The organism is Corynebacterium sphenisci DSM 44792, from assembly GCF_001941505.1.
Classification (GTDB): Bacteria; Actinomycetota; Actinomycetes; order Mycobacteriales; family Mycobacteriaceae; genus Corynebacterium; species Corynebacterium sphenisci.
This window is the reverse complement of sequence record NZ_CP009248.1, coordinates 1,723,902-1,739,932: the sequence shown is the minus strand read 5'-3', so window position 1 is coordinate 1,739,932 and position 16,031 is coordinate 1,723,902. Positions and strand designations below refer to the sequence as shown.

Annotated in this window: 13 protein-coding genes; 2 read left to right on the top strand and 11 right to left on the bottom strand. The window is 74.4% G+C overall.

The window, feature by feature from the left end; translation table 11 throughout:
• Positions 1 to 60 precede the first annotated feature (60 nt).
• The 6 genes from CSPHI_RS07890 to CSPHI_RS07865 all read right to left on the bottom strand — a co-directional run bounded on the left by CSPHI_RS07890 (position 61) and on the right by CSPHI_RS07865 (position 8,342).
• Positions 61 to 1,680 carry an aspartate:alanine exchanger family transporter gene (locus CSPHI_RS07890; protein WP_075692306.1) on the bottom strand — a complete coding sequence of 540 codons (1,620 nt, stop codon included), beginning with the start codon at positions 1,678 to 1,680 and terminating at the stop codon, positions 61 to 63.
• A 140-nt stretch (positions 1,681 to 1,820) separates the two neighbouring features.
• Positions 1,821 to 2,603 carry a DUF4191 domain-containing protein gene (locus CSPHI_RS07885; RefSeq protein WP_075692305.1) on the bottom strand — a complete coding sequence of 261 codons (783 nt, stop codon included), beginning with the start codon at positions 2,601 to 2,603 and terminating at the stop codon, positions 1,821 to 1,823.
• Positions 2,604 to 2,660: 57 nt separating this feature from the next.
• Entirely contained in the window at positions 2,661 to 3,710 is a 1,050-nt protein-coding gene (lipA, locus tag CSPHI_RS07880) for a lipoyl synthase (protein ID WP_075692303.1), read from the bottom strand.
• Between the two features lie 10 nt (positions 3,711 to 3,720).
• Positions 3,721 to 4,461 carry a lipoyl(octanoyl) transferase LipB gene (lipB, locus tag CSPHI_RS07875; protein ID WP_075692301.1) on the bottom strand — a complete coding sequence of 247 codons (741 nt, stop codon included), beginning with the start codon at positions 4,459 to 4,461 and terminating at the stop codon, positions 3,721 to 3,723.
• 73 nt (positions 4,462 to 4,534) lie between these two features.
• Positions 4,535 to 6,616: a 2-oxoglutarate dehydrogenase, E2 component, dihydrolipoamide succinyltransferase gene (sucB, locus tag CSPHI_RS07870; protein ID WP_075692299.1), complete on the bottom strand. Its 2,082-nt coding sequence runs from the start codon at positions 6,614 to 6,616 to the stop codon at positions 4,535 to 4,537.
• Positions 6,617 to 6,803: 187 nt separating this feature from the next.
• Positions 6,804 to 8,342 carry a leucyl aminopeptidase gene (locus CSPHI_RS07865; protein WP_075692297.1) on the bottom strand — a complete coding sequence of 513 codons (1,539 nt, stop codon included), beginning with the start codon at positions 8,340 to 8,342 and terminating at the stop codon, positions 6,804 to 6,806.
• Positions 8,343 to 8,499: 157 nt separating this feature from the next.
• On the opposite strand from CSPHI_RS07865, the gene CSPHI_RS07860 reads away from it, so the two are divergent.
• Positions 8,500 to 9,618 carry a branched-chain amino acid aminotransferase gene (locus CSPHI_RS07860; RefSeq protein WP_075692295.1) on the top strand — a complete coding sequence of 373 codons (1,119 nt, stop codon included), beginning with the start codon at positions 8,500 to 8,502 and terminating at the stop codon, positions 9,616 to 9,618.
• A 406-nt stretch (positions 9,619 to 10,024) separates the two neighbouring features.
• Here CSPHI_RS07860 and CSPHI_RS07855 read toward each other — a convergent pair whose 3' ends face one another.
• From CSPHI_RS07855 to CSPHI_RS07840, 4 genes are read right to left on the bottom strand one after another with little or no spacing between them, the layout of a single operon-like run.
• The gene (locus CSPHI_RS07855) at positions 10,025 to 10,897 is read right to left on the bottom strand and encodes an adenosylcobinamide-GDP ribazoletransferase (RefSeq protein WP_075692293.1); all 873 of its coding nucleotides are present in this window, start codon (positions 10,895 to 10,897) and stop codon (positions 10,025 to 10,027) included.
• A 3-nt stretch (positions 10,898 to 10,900) separates the two neighbouring features.
• Entirely contained in the window at positions 10,901 to 11,950 is a 1,050-nt protein-coding gene (gene cobT / locus CSPHI_RS07850; RefSeq protein WP_075692291.1) for a nicotinate-nucleotide--dimethylbenzimidazole phosphoribosyltransferase, read from the bottom strand.
• A complete protein-coding gene (locus CSPHI_RS07845; RefSeq protein WP_075692290.1) occupies positions 11,947 to 12,531 on the bottom strand; it encodes a bifunctional adenosylcobinamide kinase/adenosylcobinamide-phosphate guanylyltransferase in 585 nt (194 codons plus the stop codon). Before CSPHI_RS07845 ends, cobT begins: the two co-directional genes overlap by 4 nt.
• A gap of 7 nt (positions 12,532 to 12,538) precedes the next feature.
• Entirely contained in the window at positions 12,539 to 13,261 is a 723-nt protein-coding gene (locus CSPHI_RS07840; RefSeq protein ID WP_075692288.1) for a DUF3043 domain-containing protein, read from the bottom strand.
• Between the two features lie 169 nt (positions 13,262 to 13,430).
• Here CSPHI_RS07840 and CSPHI_RS07835 point away from each other — a divergent pair, with 169 nt between their 5' ends.
• Positions 13,431 to 13,772, top strand: coding sequence for a HesB/IscA family protein (locus tag CSPHI_RS07835; RefSeq protein WP_075692286.1), 342 nt, complete (start codon positions 13,431 to 13,433; stop codon positions 13,770 to 13,772).
• A gap of 122 nt (positions 13,773 to 13,894) precedes the next feature.
• Here the strand turns inward: CSPHI_RS07835 and asnB are convergent, their stop codons facing one another.
• Positions 13,895 to 15,820 carry an asparagine synthase (glutamine-hydrolyzing) gene (asnB, locus tag CSPHI_RS07830; RefSeq protein ID WP_075692285.1) on the bottom strand — a complete coding sequence of 642 codons (1,926 nt, stop codon included), beginning with the start codon at positions 15,818 to 15,820 and terminating at the stop codon, positions 13,895 to 13,897.
• Positions 15,821 to 16,031 lie beyond the last annotated feature (211 nt).

Genomic DNA, 16,031 nt, shown 5'->3' with positions numbered 1-16,031 from the left:
CGGGGCCGGGTGCGCCGGGCCGGGGCGCCGCCGCCCTCCCCGGCCGCACCGGGCCCGGTGTCACACCAGGGTGACGATGAGCAGCTGGGCGAGGATGATCTTGACGATCATCGCCATCGGGTAGACGGTGGTGTAGCCCATCGCGGGCAGCTCATTGCGGGACTGGTCGTTGACGTAGGTGAGCACCGCCGGGTGGGTCTGCAGCCCGGCGAGGATGCCCGCGGTCTGGCCGAAGGGGATCCGCAGCACCTTGTGGCCCACGATCAGGGTGCCCATGGACATGGTCACCGCGATGATCCCGGCCAGGCCCAGCACGATGAGGGAGGCCGGGTCGGACAGCGCCGCCTTGAACCCGGCGCCGGCGGTGGTGCCGATGCCGGCGAGGAACAGCGCCAGGCCCACCTGCCGGAAGGCGAGGTTCGCGGAGTAGGGGATGGGCCACACCAGCGGGCCGGTGCGGCCCAGCGCGCCGAGGATGAGCGCGACGACCAGGGGGCCGCCGGCCGAGCCCAGCTTCAGGCCCACCCCGCCGGGGATCGGGATCTCGATCATGCCGATCAGGATGCCCAGGGTCAGGCCCAGCACCATGGGCAGCAGGTTGACGTCGGAGAGGCGCTTGTAGGAGTCGCCGAAGAACTTCGTGGCCTCCTCGATCCTGTCCGGGGTGGCCACCACCCGCACCCGGTCGCCGAGCTCCAGCTTCATCTCCGGGGAGGCCACCATGTCCAGGTCGCCGCGGCGCACCCGGGTGATCACCATCCCGTTCATCTCGGTGTGCAGCTCCGCCAGCGGCACCCCGCACACCCGCTCCGAGGAGACGAAGATGCGCCGGAAGTCCAGCCGGCCGTCCGCGGTGGGATCGCCGGGCAGCAGTTCGCCGACCCGGGTGGCCACCTCCTCGATGACGTCCTCGGTGGCCACCACGGTGACGATGTCCCCGGCGTCGACGGTGTCCGAGTCGGCGGGCACGTACAGCTTGCCCTTGTGCTCGATCCGGGAGATGGAGAAGTCCAGGCCGAACACCCGGGGCATCTCGCCGACCTCCGGCAGCTCCGCGCCGGTGATCTCCACCCGGCGGGTGTGCAGCGGCAGCGCCGCCACCCCGGCCTCCATCGCCTCCCGGTCGTGATCCACCCGGAACACCCGGGCCATGATGGCGATGGAGGCGATCACCCCGAGCACGCCGATGGGGTAGGCCAGGGAGTAGCCGACCACCGGCATCGCCAGGGCGGCGCCCCGGTCGGCGTCCTCGGCGATCAGCCCGGGCAGCGCGTCGACCACCGCGGCCAGGGCCGGGGTGTTGGTCACCGCGCCGGTGTAGGTGCCCACGCCCTCGATGTTGTCCAGGGGGAAGAGGTGGATGAGCAGCCAGGCCACCGCGGCCAGCGCGGCGAGCATCGCGGCGCCGAAGAGGTTGTGCCGCCAGCCGGTGGAGCGGAAGTTGGCGAAGAACTCGGGCCCGGACTCCAGGCCGATGGTGTAGACGAACATGGACAGCCCGATGATGTAGACGATGGGCGGCAGCTCGATGCCCGGCTCCACGGTGGCGAAGCCGAGGCCGACGAAGAGCACCGCCGCGACGCCCAGCTTGAACCCGCCGATCCGGATCTGGCCGATGGCGATGCCGATCGCCATGATGAGCATGAGGGCGAGAAGCGGTTCATCTACGAGGATATGCACGTGTCCATAGTGACATAGCCCGTCGATTCCTGCAGAAAGGGCATCACCGCAGGTCAATAGCTAATCTAATTCAAGGCGAAATTACGCGGAAACCCGGTTGTGCGATAGCGCACAACCGGGTTTGCATGTGGCGGCGGCGACTATCCGCGGCGCTGTTTGCGTTCCGCGGCGCGGCGGGCCCGCCGGTTCATCCCGGCGGTGGAGGCGCCCTTGGGCATCGGCCCCTTGGGCAGGCCCGCGCGGGCGTCCCGGTTGGCGTCCATGGTGCGCAGCTTGCGGTCGATGGCGGTGGCCTCGTCCTTGTTGTAGTTGCGCGGGAAGCGCAGCAGCTCCCGCTGCAGCCGCTTCGCCGGCACCTGGCCCTCGGCGGAGCCGGACATCACCTCGTAGATGGGGGTCTCGCCGACGATCCGGGCCAGGGTGCGCTTCTCCCGGGCCATCATGGCGCGCACCCGCTGCTCATCGCCCTCGCCGACGAGCACGATGCCCGGGTTGCCCACCACCCGGTGCACGGCGTCCATGTGCTGGTTGGCGACCACCCCGGTCTTGACGTGCCAGATCATGCCCACCCCGGAGCGCATGTTGTCCAGCGCCCAGGCGGCCGCCCCGGCCTGGCCCTCGGCCTCGGCGTAGAAGCTGTTCTGCAGCCGGGTGGAGAAGATCCACATCGCCACGGTGGCGCCGATCATGATGCCGAGCAGCGGCAGGAACCACACCCAGATCCCGCCGAGCGCCAGCCCGATGAGCAGCAGCACCAGGATCGGCCCGAAGAAGCCCAGGGCCATCAGCGGGATGAGCTTCTTGTCCCGGCCCTTGAGCAGCTTGAAGGCCTGCCACATCTGGCCCCAGGTCTGCTTGCGCTGGGCGCGCTTGGCCTGCCGCTGGGCCTTCTTGAACGCCTTCACGTCATCGTTTTTCGCCATGCCCACCAGCTTAGGGCATCGCCGGGGCCGCCCCACGGGGCCCCTGCGCCGTCCCGGTCAGCTGGCCTTGGAGGGCGCCACCGGCACGTCCGTGGAGGCGCCGAAGCGGGCCAGTACGCTGGAGGCCTCCTGGGCGGTGCTGTCGGAGCCCTCCGCCAGGCCCGCCAGGTGCTCCGGCAGCTCCTCGCCGCGGGCGGCCAGCGCCCGGGCGTAGAGGGTGCCGGCCCGGTAGGAGGAGCGCACCAGGGGACCGGCCATCACCCCGGCGAAACCCATCTCCCGGGCGATATTGGACAGCTCCACGAACTCCTCGGGCTTGACCCAGCGGTCGATCGGGTGGTGCAGGTTCGTCGGCCGCAGGTACTGGGTGACGGTGAGGATGTCGCAGCCGGACTCCAGCAGATCGTGCATGGTGTCCAGGATCTCCTCCCGGGTCTCGCCCATGCCCAGGATGAGGTTCGACTTGGTGACCAGGCCGTACTCCCGGGCCCGGTGGATCATCTCCAGGCTGCGCTCGTAGCGGAAGGCCGGCCGGATCTTCTTGAAGATCCGTGGCACCGTCTCCAGGTTGTGCGCGAACACCTCCGGGCGGGCCTCGAAGACCGCCTCGGCCGCGGAGCCGTCGCCGCGGAAGTCGTCGACCAGCAGCTCCACCCCGGTGCCCGGGTTGAGCTCGTGGATCTGCCGGCAGGTCTCCGCGTAGAGCCAGCTGGCCCCGTCGGGCAGGTCATCGCGGGCCACCCCGGTGACCGTGGCGTAGCGCAGGCCCATCTCGCGCACCGACTCGGCGACCCGGCGCGGCTCATCGCGGTCCAGGGCCTCGGGTTTGCCGGTGGCGATATTGCAGAAGTCGCAGCGCCGGGTGCAGCGGCCGCCGCCGATGAGGAAGGTCGCCTCCCGGGATTCCCAGCATTCGTACATGTTGGGGCAGTTGGCCTCCTGGCACACCGTGTGCAGGGAGGCCCCGGACACCCGGGACTTCATCTCCCGGTACTCCGGGCCGGTTTTCGCGGTGGTGCGGATCCAGCCGGGTTTGGCCTCGATCGGGGTCTGCGCGTTCTTCGCCTCGATGCGCAGCAGGCGACGTCCCTTCGGTGCTTGTGCCATGGGCCCCACCCTACAAGTCGTGCGGGGAAACCGGCAGCCGCCCCGCTAGCGCCGCGGACACCGCCACGACCAGGGGTTCGCGCATCTCCTCGACGCCGATGCGGCGGCCGGTTTCCGCGCTCAGGGTGGTCACCCCGGCGTCGGCGATCCCGCAGGGCACGATATGGCCGTAGTAGTCGAGGGTGTTGTCGCAATTGAGGGCCAGCCCGTGCATGGTCACCCCGTGGGTGACCCGGATCCCGATCGCGGCGAGCTTGCGGGCCGGGCGCAGTTCGCCCCCGACCACCCCGGCGGGCAGCCACACCCCGGAGCGGCCCGGCACCCGGCCGGCGGCGGTCAGGCCCGCGTCGCGGGCCACCGCGATCACCGCCTCCTCGATCCGGCGCACGTAGTCGACCACGTCGAGGGGCTCGCGCAGCCGCAGGATCGGGTAGCACACCAGCTGCCCGGGGCCGTGCCAGGTGATCCGGCCGCCCCGGTCGACGTCGATGACCGGCAGCCCGTTGTCCGGGCGGTCCCCGGGCTGGGTGCGTTTGCCGGCGGTGTAGGTCGGCGGATGCTCCAGGGTCCACAGCTGGTCCGGGGCCTCGCCGCGGGCGACCGCGGCGGCGGTGGCGGCCTGCCGGCGCCAGGTCTCGGCGTAGTCCACCACGCCGAGCGCATGGTGCACCAGAGGCGCGGCGGAGGCGCGGATCGGGTCGGGCTGCGCATCGGCGGGGGGCGGCCCGCCGGCGCCGGGGGAGGCGTGCATGGCCCCCACTGTAGGCACGGCGACGGCCCGGGCGGGAACCCGCCCGGGCCGTCGCCGCCGCAGCCGGTGCCGGCTAGAGCTCCAGGTCCGCGGTGAAGTCGGCGACCTGCAGCCGATCCACCACGGTGGTCATGAACCGGCCCGCGTCGGCGCCGTCGACCAGCCGGTGGTCGTAGGTCAGCGGCAGCAGCGCCATGGCCCGGATGCCGATGGCGTCGTTGTCGCCCTCGGTGACCACCACCGGGCGCTTGCGGATGGCGCCGGTGCCCATCATCGCCGCCTGCGGCGGCACCAGGATCGGGGTGTCCGTGAGCGCCCCCTCGGAGCCGATGTTGGTGATGGTGAAGGTGCCCCCGGAGAGGTCCTTCGGCTTGAGGTCGCCGGAGCGGGCCCGCTCCGCGATATCCGCGATGGCCTTGGCCAGCTCGGGCAGGCTCATCTCCTGGGCGTCGTGGATGACCGGGGAGAGCAGCCCGCGCTCGGTGTCCACGGCGATGCCGAGGTTCACCGCCGAGTGGTAGGTGATCTCCTTGGTCTCGTCATTCCAGGAGGCGTTGACGTTCGGATGCGCCACCAGCGCCTCGACCACGGCCTTCGCGAAGAAGGGCAGGAAGGTCAGCTTGGCGCCGTGGGCGTCGGCGAACGCGGTCTTGTGCTCCGCGCGCAGCTCCCAGATCTCGGTCATGTCGACCTCGTGCACCTGGGTGAGCTGCGCGGACTCCTGCAGCGACTGGTGGGTCTTCGCCGCGGTGATTTCGCGGATCCGGTTCACCCGCTGGGTGGTGCCGCGCAGCTCGGCGAGCTCCGGGCGCACCCCCTTGGTGGAGGCCCGGGAGGCCGGGGCGGCCTCCGCGCCCGGCTCGGCGGAGTCGCCGCCGGCGGCGGCCTCCGCGGCGCGCAGCACGTCCTGCTTGCGGATCCGGCCGCCGATCCCGGAGCCCTCCACGGTGGCGAGGTCCACGCCGTGCTTGTCGGCGAGCTTGCGCACCAGCGGGGTGACGTAGGGGGTGTCGCCGTCCTTGGCGGCCGGCTTCGCCTCCTTCTTCGGCTCCGGCTTCTGCTCCGCGGCCTTCTTCGGCGCGGCCTGCTCCTTCTTCGCCGGCTGCGCCGCGGCGGCGTCGTCGGAGTCGACCTCCTTCTGCGCGGCCTTCTTCTTCGCCGCGGCCTCGCCGTCGGACGCCTCCTTGGCGCCGTCGGCGTCCTGGCCGGAGTCGCCGGCGTCGCCGGCGGGGGCGGCGTCGGCGTCGCCGACGCGGCAGATCACCGCGCCGACGTCGACGGTGTCGTCGACCTCGGCGAGGATCTCGACCAGGGTGCCGGCCACGGGGGAGGGCACCTCGGTGTCCACCTTGTCGGTGGAGACCTCCAGCAGCGGCTCATCGACCTCGACGGTGTCGCCGACCTCCTTGAGCCAGGTGGTGATGGTGCCCTCGGTGACGGATTCGCCGAGCTCCGGCATCTCCACGTCGGTGGCCGCGCCGCCGGCGGAGCCGCCGGAGGACTTCGGGGCCTCCTCGGCCTGCTCGTCCTCGGCGGCCTCCTCGGGCTCATCGGAGCCGCCGGCGTCGCCGGCGGGGGCGGCGTCGGCGTCGCCGACGCGGCAGATCACCGCGCCGACGTCGACGGTGTCGTCGACCTCGGCGAGGATCTCGACCAGGGTGCCGGCCACGGGGGAGGGCACCTCGGTGTCGACCTTGTCGGTGGAGACCTCCAGCAGCGGCTCATCGACCTCGACGGTGTCGCCGACCTCCTTGAGCCAGGTGGTGATGGTGCCCTCGGTGACGGATTCGCCGAGCTCGGGCATCTCCACGTCGGTGGCCGCGCCGCCGGCGGACTTCGGGGCCTCCTCGGCGGACTCCGCCGGCTCATCCCTGGCCTCGGCGGCGGAGTCGTCGCCGTCGTCGGCGCCGGCCTCGTCGGCGTCGCCGATTTCGCAGATCACCGCGCCGACGTCGACGGTGTCGTCGACCTCGGCGAGGATCTTCACCAGGGTGCCGGAGACCGGGGAGGGCACCTCGGTGTCCACCTTGTCGGTGGATACCTCCAGCAGCGGCTCGTCGACCTCGACGGTGTCGCCGACCTCCTTGAGCCAGGTCGTGATCGTGCCCTCGGTGACGGATTCGCCAAGCTCCGGCATCTCAACAGAGGTCGCCATATGTGCCACTCCTCGACAGTCAGCAAAAAGTTCTCTCGTTCAGACCCGACAGTACCGGGTGCGGGCGCCCGCCGCCGCACCCCGGTGCCCGCCCGGCGCCGCGGGCGGGCCGGGTGCGGCTACCACCGCTCGCCGACGGCCCCGCGCCCGGGTCGGGCGGGGGCCGCCGGCGGGGCCGGGCGCCGGTCTAGCCGGCGATGTCCTCCAGCACCGCGAGCAGGGTGCGCACCGGCACCCCGGTGGCCCGCGTCGGGGTGCAGCCCCAGGCGGCGTGGGTGTTGTACGCCGGGCCGGCGACGTCCAGGTGCGCCCACCGGGGGCCCTCCGGGGCCTCCGGCACGAAGCGGCGCAGGAAGGAGGCGGCCACGCTCATCCCGCCCTCCCGGTTGGCGCCGATATTGCGCAGATCCGCCACCGGCGAGTCCAGGCCCTCGGCGAGCTCGGCGGGCATGGGCATCGCCCAGCCGCCCTCGCCGACCGCCCGGGAGAGCTCCGCGACCCGGTCCCGGAAGCCCCCGTCGCCGAGCACCCCGGGGGTGCGCCCGCCGAGGGCGACCAGCTGCGCCCCGGTGAGGGTGGCGGTGTCCAGCAGGTAGTCGGGCTCGTCCTCCGCGGCGCGCACCAGCGCGTCGGCGAGGATCAGCCGGCCCTCCGCGTCGGTGTTGAGCACCTCCACGGTGGTGCCCCCGTACTGGGTGATCACGTCGCCGGGGCGGTAGGAGCGGCCGTCGGGCATGTTCTCCGCCATCGGCACCGTGGCGGTGACGTCGAGGCCCAGGCCCAGCCGGGCGGCGAGCACGACGGTCGCGATGACCGCCGCCGCCCCGCCCATGTCGGAGATCATGTTCTCCATGTTCGCCCCCGGCTTCAGCGAGATCCCGCCGGTGTCGAAGGTCACGCCCTTGCCGACCAGGCCGACGCGGGCGGCGGCCCCGGCGCCGCCGTGGTGGTGCAGCCGCACCAGCCGGGGCCCGCGGGCCGAGCCGCCGCCGACGGCGAGCAGCCCCCCGTAGCCGCCGGCGGCGAGCTCCTCGGGGCCGAGCACCTCGGCGGCCAGCCCGGCGTCGGCGGCCAGGGCCGCGGCGGCCTCGGCGAGCGCGCCCGGGTGCAGGGCCGCGGAGTCGGTGTTCACCAGGTCCCGGGCGGTGCACACCGCGTCCACCACCGCGGCGGCCCGGTCCACCGCCGGCTCCCCGGCGCCGAGCACGGTGACGGTGAGCTCCTCGGCGGCGGTGCCGGCCTCGGCCTTGCGCCCGGCGTAGGCGTAGCCGCCCAGGCCGGCGCCCTCCAGGGCGGCGGCGGGGTCGAGGGCGCCCAGGGCGCTGGCGATGTGCGTCGCCCCGGTGGCGGCGCGCACCGCCGCCCCGGCGGCGCGGCGCACCGCGTCGGCGTCGGGGTCCTCGGCGCCCAGGCCGACGGCGATGATCGAGTCCACGTCCAGCCCCGCCGGGGCGGGGATCCGGGTGGTGCGCTCCAGGGCGCCCTTCGCGCCCACGGCCTGCAGCCCGCGCAGCACCTCCTCGGCGGCCCCGCCCAGGGCCCCGTCGGCCACCAGTTCCAGGCCCTCCTCGCCGTCGAGCACCGCCACCACCAGGGTGTCGGCCTCCGCCGGGGCGGCCGCGGCGCCGGCCAGGCGCACCCGGCGGCCCACCGCCGGCAGCAGGTGCGCGAGCACCTCGGCATTGGGGTACTGGGCGCCCGCGGCGCCGGTATCGGCATCGGTCATGGTCTGCACCTCCCGCCGGGGCCCGCCCGGGCCCCGGCCGACACGGCCCCGGCGCGGCCGAGCCGCCGTCGCCGGGGCCTTCTCTCGAACGGACCACCCCACCGTACCGGCCCCATCGCGGTCCGGCCGCCGGCGCCGGGGACTAGAATGCTGGAGCATGGCTGCACTCGACTTCGACATCCGACCCAACCCCGCACCGCATTCGGCGGCCGAACGCGAGGCGATCCTCGCCGATCCCGGCTTCGGCCGGCATTTCACCGATCACATGGTGCGGATCGACTGGGACGTCGATCGCGGCTGGCATGACGCCCGGGTGGAGGCCTACGGGCCGCTGACCATGGACCCGGCGTCCTCGGTGCTGCACTACGGGCAGTCCATCTTCGAGGGCCTCAAGGCCTACCGGCACGCCGACGGCTCCATCGTCACCTTCCGCCCGGAGCAGAACGCCCGCCGCTTCCAGCGCTCCGCGGCCCGGATCGCGATGCCGGAGCTGCCCGAGGAGGTGTTCCTGGAGGCGGTGCGGCTGCTGGTGGACATCGACCGGGACTGGGTGCCGGCCGCCGGCGGGGAGGAGTCGCTCTACCTGCGGCCGGTGATGTTCGCCACCGAGCGCACCCTGGGCGTGCACCCCTCGCTGAACTACACCTTCATCCTCATGGCCAGCCCCGCCGGGGCGTACTTCTCCGGGGGGATCGACCCGGTGACGGTGTGGCTGTCCCACGAGTACGTCCGGGCCTGCCCGGGCGGCACCGGGGACGCGAAGTTCGCCGGCAACTACGCCGCCTCCCTGGCCGCCCAGGCCGAGGCGGAGCAGCACGGCTGCGACCAGGTGGTGTGGCTCGACGCCATCGAGCGCACCTGGATCGAGGAGATGGGCGGGATGAACCTGGCCTTCATCTACGGCGAGGGCGCCGACCCGTCCGGGATCACCCTGGTCACCCCGGCGCTGTCCGGGTCCCTGCTGCCCGGGATCACCCGGGACAGCCTGCTCACCGTCGCCGCGGACATGGGCCTGACCGTGGCGGAGAAACGGGTGTCCACCGCGGACTGGGTGAACGACGCCGCCTCCGGGGCGATGAGCGAGGCCTTCGCCTGCGGTACCGCGGCGGTGATCACCCCGGTGGGCACCGTGGCGCACCGCGAGGGCCGCTTCGAGATCAACGGCGCGGCCACCGGCGAGTGGACCATGCGGCTGCGGGAGCGGCTCACCGGCATCCAGCACGGCGATGTCGAGGACGTGCACGGCTGGGTGCGCCGGCTGGTGCCCGCCGAGTAGCCCGCCCCGGCACCCCCACCGGCCCCCGCCGGGCCCGCGGCAGCCGCGGCCCCCGGCGGGGGCCGGCGCATGCCCGCCCCCGGCGCCCGCCGCCGGGGCGGGGGAGGGGGGCGCGAACGGCGATGCGCCCCATGGCCATGGGCCACGGAGCGCATCTTCGTGCGGAGTCCACTGGGTTGGCTCGTGCGTGGCGCCCCGGCAAACGGACGACGCTCGATTATTCGGGCGAGCCCCGGAGTGGTCTCCGACTCCGCCTCATCGGCGGTGCACCACTCACTGTAGGGGCGGCGCATGGGGCGGTCAAGGGTTTCCGAATAATCCCCCGCCGCGGGGGTACCACCGTTACCCCCGGGTGCTCCGGGGACGGGGAAACCCCAGCTCAGGGGGGGGGAGGTGCCCACCCCGCTCAGGCGGCCAGCGCCAGGGTCACCGCGACCGCGGCGGCGCTCAGCTCGATGATCGCGCCGAGCACGTCGCCGCCGACCCCACCGAGCCGGCGCAGCGCATGCCGGCCCAGCGCCAGCGCGCCGGCCGCGGCGATCCCGGCGGCGGCCAGGCCCGCGGCGCCGGCGGCCGCGTAGGCGGCGGCGGCCAGCACCGCCCACCAGGCCAGCAGCGACCAGGCCGGCTGGGTGCCGGCGACCAGGGCGCCGAAGCCGGTCGCCCCGGCCGCCGGCCAGCCCCGGCGGCAGGCGGTCATCGCCGCCGCCCGGGACAGCACCGCCGGCAGCGCCAGCGGCGCCGCGGCGGCGGCGAGCCCCCCGGCGCCCCCGCCGGCGGGCTGCTGCGCGGCGAGCGCGGCCAGGCCGGCGGCGTGCAGGGGCAGGGTCAGCGCCACCGCGCCGAGCGCCATCGGCCCGGTAGCGGGGTCGGCGAGGATCTCCCGGGCCCGCGCCGGGGGCGCGTAGGAGCCCAGCGCATCGGCGACATCGGCCAGCCCGTCGAGGTGCATGCCCCGGGTGAGCGCCTCGGCGGCGGCCACCGCGAGCAGCCCCGCCAGGGCGGCGAGGAGCCCCGCCCGGGCGGTCCCGGTCCCGGCGAGGCCGGTCACCGCCAGCAGCACCGCGGCCTGGACCAGGCCCACCACCAGGCCCACCACCGGCAGCGCCGCGATGGCGCGGCGGCCGGTGACCCGGTCGAAGGTCCGCGCCCCGGGCACCGGCAGCACGGTCAGCCAGTTCAGCGCGGTGCCGAGGCCCTCGGCGAGGGCCGGGCCATGGCCCTCGCCCGCCGCGGCGCCGGGGCCGCCGGGCGGGTGCGGCCCGGCCTTGCCGGACACCGGCTAGTCCGCCCGGCCGGAGACCCCGGCGTCGTCGAAGGTGGCCATGTCGCGCAGCACCGCGGTGGCCGACTGCAGCATCGGCAGCGCCGCCACCGCCCCGGAGCCCTCGCCCAGGCGCATCCCGTAGTCCAGCAGCGGCTCCAGGCCCAGCTGCGCCAGGGCCAGGGCGTGCGCCGGTTCGGCGGAGCGGTGCCCGGCGGCCCACCAGGCCCGTGCGCCCGGCGCCAGCTCCTCGGCGGCCAGCGCCGCGGCGGTGACCACCACCCCGTCCAGCAGCGCCGGGGTGCGCCGCACCGCGGCCTGGGCGAGGAAGGCCGCCATCGCCGCCAGATCCGGGGAGGCGATCCGGCGCAGCAGCTCCATCGGCTCCCCGCGCAGCCCCCGGGCCCGGAACATCGCGTCCCGGATCGCGGCGGTCTTGCGCTTCCAGCCCTCGTCGTCGACCCCGGTGCCGCGGCCGACCACCGCCACCGGCTCTGCGCCGACCATGGCGCCGATGATCGCCGCCGCCGGGGTGGTGTTGCCGATGCCCATGTCCCCGGCGATGAGCAGCTGCGCCCCGGAGTCCACCGCCTCGTCGGCGAGCCGGCGGCCCACCGCCAGGGCCCGGGCGACCTCGGCCTCGGTCATCGCGTCCTCCCGGTCGATGGCCCCGCAGCCCCGGCGCACCCGGTAGGGCGCCTCGGCCTCGTCGACCTCGCGGTCCAGGCTGATGTCCGCGGCGACGACGCTCGCCCCCTGGGCGCGCGCGATCGCGTTGACCGCGGCGCCGCCGGCGACGATGTTGGCGAACATCTGGCCGCTGACCTCCGCCGGGTAGGCGGACACCCCGGAGGCGACGACCCCGTGATCGCCGGCGAAGACCACCACCCGCACATCCTCCAGGGCCCGCGGCGGCACCTCCCCCTGGCAGGCGGCCAGCCACACCCCCAGCTCCTCCAGCCGGCCCAGGGACCCGGGCGGCTTGGTCAGGGTCAGGTGCCGCTCCCGGGCGGCCGCCGCGGCCGCCTCGTCGGGGGCGGTGACCGGGGCGAAGCTCTCGTGCGTCATGGGCTCGAGGGTAACGCACCCTTCAGCGCCAGGGGCAGCCCCGCGACCACCAGGACGACCCGGTCGCAGACCTCCGCGAGCCGGGCGTTGAGCACCCCGAGCTCATCGCGGAACAGCCGGCCGGAGCGGTGCCCGGGGATGACCCCCAGCCCGGTCTCCGGGGAGACCAGCACCAGCTCCGCCGGGCCCGGCCAGGCCGCGACGGCGGCGAGCAGCCGGTCCGCGGCGGCGGCGGTGCAGCCGCGCGGGGCCTCCCACAGGCGGTCCTCGTCGAGCACCCCGGTGAGCCAGGTGCCGGCGTCGTCGAGCAGCGCCGGCGGGGCGGGGTCGCGGTCGGCGAGCCCGGCCAGCGCCGCCGGGGCGTCGGCGGCCGGCACGGTCACCCAGTGCGCGGGGCGGCGGGCCCGGTGCGCGGCGATCCGCTCGGCGAAGTCGGCGTCGAAGCCGGCCTCGCCCGGCCGGGGCCGGGCGGTGGCCAGGTAGTGCACCGGGGCGGCGGCGCCGGGGCCGGGGTCGGCGAGCAGCCGCTCGGCCCAGGCGGATTTGCCCGAGCGGGCCCCGCCGAGCACGAGCGTGCGCATCGGGGGCCTAGACCTCGGCGCCGACGTCCACCCGCGGCCGCGGGGTGCGCAGCCGGCGCGGCTGGGAGGCCCGGGAGTAGGCGTAGAAGCCCAGCCCGAACCCGGTGCCGGTGAACTTCGGGAACCGCTCCCGGACCAGCTTGTTGGCGTTGCGCCCGATCAGGATGCCCTCCACGAAGAGCAGCACCAGCAGGCCCATCGAGATCAGGGAGATGATGTTCGCCAGGGTGGGGAAGGCCTGCCCGAGCAGCATCACCAGCAGCAGCACCAGGGCGAAGGGCAGGAAGATGTTCGCCACGAAGCGGCGGGAGTCGACGTAGTCGCGCACCAGGGCCCGCTCCGGGCCCTGGTCCCGGGGCAGCAGGTAGCGTTCGTCGCCGGCGGCCATCCGCTCATCGGCGATCCGGCGGGCCTCCCGGCGTTCGGCGCGCTCCCGGGCCCGCTTGGCCTTCAGCTCCGCCTTGCTCATGGTGGCCTTCTCCGCCTTGCGCCGGGCCCGGGCCTCCTTGGCGGTCATCGGCGGCTCGACGGGGCCGCGCCGGATGCCCTGGGCGCGCTCGACCTCCTTGCGCTTCGGCGTCGGCCGGCCCTTCTTCGGGGTGTAGGCCTTGCCCCGGCCGCGCCCGCCCCCGCCGGGGCGATCCTCGGCGGGGCGCTGGTCGGGGTCGCCGGCCGGGCGGGCGCCGGCGGCGTCGGCGTCGTGCTCTTCGTTCCTCCAGGGCAGTTTCACGGCCACCAGCCTAAGTGATGCCCGCCGCGGCCGCGGCGGGGGGCTGTGCGCCGCGGCGCGTCGGTGTACCCTTTCGGGATACGACGGCACCGGACCAGGCGGCCCGGCCCGTCCACCGCGGCCGGAGCAGCCGGCGCGCGGTTGAACGACCCCCAGGAGGACCACCCGCATGACCACCGCACAGACCACCGGCGTGACCCTGACCGAGGCCGCCGCCGCGAAGGCGAAGGCCCTGCTCGCCCAGGAGGACGCCGGGGACCTGTCCCTGCGCATCTCCGTCGCCCCGGGCGGCTGCGCCGGCCTGCGCTACCAGCTCTACTTCGACGATCGCGAGCTCGACGGCGACCTCGCCGAGATCTTCGACGGCGTCCGGCTCGTCGTCGACCGGCAGTCCGCCCCCTACCTGATGGGCGCCACCATCGACTTCGCCGACACCATCGAGCAGCAGGGCTTCACCATCGACAACCCCAACGCCACCGGCTCCTGCGCCTGCGGCGACTCCTTCAACTAGGCGACCGCCGCCGCCCCGCGCCCGTGGCGGGCGCGGGGGAGCGGGCGAAGGGCGCGGCGCCCGCCGGATCGGGGGATCCGGCGGGTGCCGCGCCCTTTGCGCGTCCGGGGCCGGCCGCGGGCCTAGAGCCGGACCGGGTAGTCCCGCTGCTCGATCTCGGGGCGGATCCGGTCCTCGATGAAGATGCCGTGCCAGATCATGAAGGCCAGCACGGTCCACAGTCGGCGGGAGTTGTCGTTGCGGGTGGGGTGGTGCTCGGCGAGCATCCGGCGCACCGCGGCCTTGTCGATGAGGTCCCCGGTGCCGGACTCGTCGATGACGCCGCGCGCCCAGTCGTGCAGCTCATCGCCGGCCAGCCAGTGCCGGATCGGCACCGGGAAGCCGAGCTTGCGACGGTTGATCACGTGCTCCGGCACGATCTGCTCCATCGCCCGGCGCAGCGCGTACTTGGTGGTGCCGTGCGCGATGCGCATGTCCACCGGCAGGGTCTGCGCCACCTCGAAGACCTCCCGGTCCAGGAAGGGCACCCGCAGCTCCAGGGAGTTGGCCATGGTGATCTTGTCCGCCTTGACCAGGATGTCCCCGCGCAGCCAGGTGAACAGGTCCAGGTGCTGCATCCGGGTGACCGGGTCCATGTCCGCGGAGCGGGCGTAGATGGGCGCGGTGACCTCGCCGTGGTCCCATTCCCGCGGGGCCCAGGGCAGCACCTCGCGCAGCTGCTCGAAGGTGAAGGAGCGGGCGTTGCCGTAGTAGCGCCGCTCCAGGGGCGTGGAGCCGCGCAGCAGCAGGGATTTGCCGCGCATCCCCTCCGGCAGCGCCCGGCCCAGGGCGCCCAGCCCGCGCAGCGCCGCCGCGGGCAGCCGCTCGAAGGGGCGCAGCGACAGCGGCTCCTTGTAGATGGTGTAGCCGCCGAAGAGCTCGTCGGCGCCCTCCCCGGAGAGCACCACCTTGACGTGCTTGCGGGCCTCGGCGGCGACGAAGTACAGCGGCACCAGGGCCGGGTCGGCCACGGGGTCGTCGAGGTACCAGATGATCTTCGGGATCGCCCCGGCGAACTCCTCGGGGGAGACCACCTTGACGATGTGCTCCACCCCGATCGCGGCGGCGGATTCGGCGGCGACGTCGACCTCGGAGAAGCCCTCCCGCTCGAAACCGGTGGTGAAGGTCAGCAGATCGGGGTTGTGCCGCTTGGCCAGGGCGGCGATCGCGGTGGAGTCGATGCCCCCGGAGAGGAAGCTGCCCACGGTGACGTCGGCGCGCATGTGCTTGGCCACCGAGTCCTCCAGCACCGCGGCGATCCGGTCGAACACGGCCTGCTCGCCGCCGGCGGGCACCGGCTCGATGGGGAAGGCCGGGTCGAACCAGCGCACCTGGGTGACCTCCCCGCCGGGGGCGAGGGTGGCGTGGCAGCCGGACTCGAGCCGCCGGATCCCGGCGTGCAGGGTCTCCGGCTCCGGGACGTACTGCAGATCGGTGTAGTGCACCAGGGCCCGGCGGTCCAGGTCCGCCGCGTCCAGGCCGAGCTCGGGGGCCATCTCCAGGATGGACTTCTTCTCCGAGGCGAAGGCGGTGCCGGCGCCGGTGGTGGCGTAGAACAGCGGCTTGATGCCGAAGCGGTCCCGGGCGAGGAAGAGCCGGCGGGTGCGGGTGTCCCAGATCGCGATCGCGAACATGCCGCGCAGCTTCTCCAGCACGGCCTCCCCCCAGTGGTGGTAGCCGACCAGGATCGGCTCCCCGTCGCCCTCGGTGCGGAACTCGTAGCCGGCCCCGGCGAGTTCGGCGCGCAGCTCGGGGTAGTTGTAGATCTCCCCGTTGAAGGTCATCGCGTAGCGCTCCGGGTCATCGGCCGGGCCCCAGGTCAGCGGCTGGTGGCTGTGCTCCAGGTCGATGATGGAAAGGCGGTTGAAGCCGAAGACGACGTCATCGTCGCACCAGGTGCCGGCGGCGTCGGGGCCGCGGTGCCGCATGCAGGGCAGGGCGCGTTCGACGGCGGGGGTGAGGGCGGCGGCGTCGCCGTCGCCGGTGAGGATGCCGAGGAGGCCACACATCTCGGGCGGTCACCTTTCCGGGGTCGGGGAGGGGGTCGATTCCCGTCCACCCTAGTCGGGCGCCTCCGCCGCACCCGCATCCCGCGGCCGCCGGCGCCGGGCGCCGGGCGCGGGCGGGCCCGGAACCTGGGCGGACCCCGGGGGCGGCGGTTGGTGTGGGCGAACTCACACCCCCGTCGACGCGCGGGGGCGGGGGGATTCTCTCAGGCTT

What these genes read in the sequence shown, in the direction of transcription:
- sucB (WP_075692299.1), bottom strand. Translation starts at nt 6,616, where the DNA reads ATGGCGACCTCTGTTGAGATGCCGGAGCTTGGCGAATCCGTCACCGAG.
- lipA (WP_075692303.1), bottom strand. Translation starts at nt 3,710, where the DNA reads ATGGCACAAGCACCGAAGGGACGTCGCCTGCTGCGCATCGAGGCGAAG.
- cobT (WP_075692291.1), bottom strand. Translation starts at nt 11,950, where the DNA reads ATGACGCACGAGAGCTTCGCCCCGGTCACCGCCCCCGACGAGGCGGCC.
- CSPHI_RS07860 (WP_075692295.1), top strand. Translation starts at nt 8,500, where the DNA reads ATGGCTGCACTCGACTTCGACATCCGACCCAACCCCGCACCGCATTCG.
- lipB (WP_075692301.1), bottom strand. Translation starts at nt 4,461, where the DNA reads ATGCACGCCTCCCCCGGCGCCGGCGGGCCGCCCCCCGCCGATGCGCAG.
- asnB (WP_075692285.1), bottom strand. Translation starts at nt 15,820, where the DNA reads ATGTGTGGCCTCCTCGGCATCCTCACCGGCGACGGCGACGCCGCCGCC.
- CSPHI_RS07865 (WP_075692297.1), bottom strand. Translation starts at nt 8,342, where the DNA reads ATGACCGATGCCGATACCGGCGCCGCGGGCGCCCAGTACCCCAATGCC.
- CSPHI_RS07835 (WP_075692286.1), top strand. Translation starts at nt 13,431, where the DNA reads ATGACCACCGCACAGACCACCGGCGTGACCCTGACCGAGGCCGCCGCC.
- CSPHI_RS07845 (WP_075692290.1), bottom strand. Translation starts at nt 12,531, where the DNA reads ATGCGCACGCTCGTGCTCGGCGGGGCCCGCTCGGGCAAATCCGCCTGG.
- CSPHI_RS07885 (WP_075692305.1), bottom strand. Translation starts at nt 2,603, where the DNA reads ATGGCGAAAAACGATGACGTGAAGGCGTTCAAGAAGGCCCAGCGGCAG.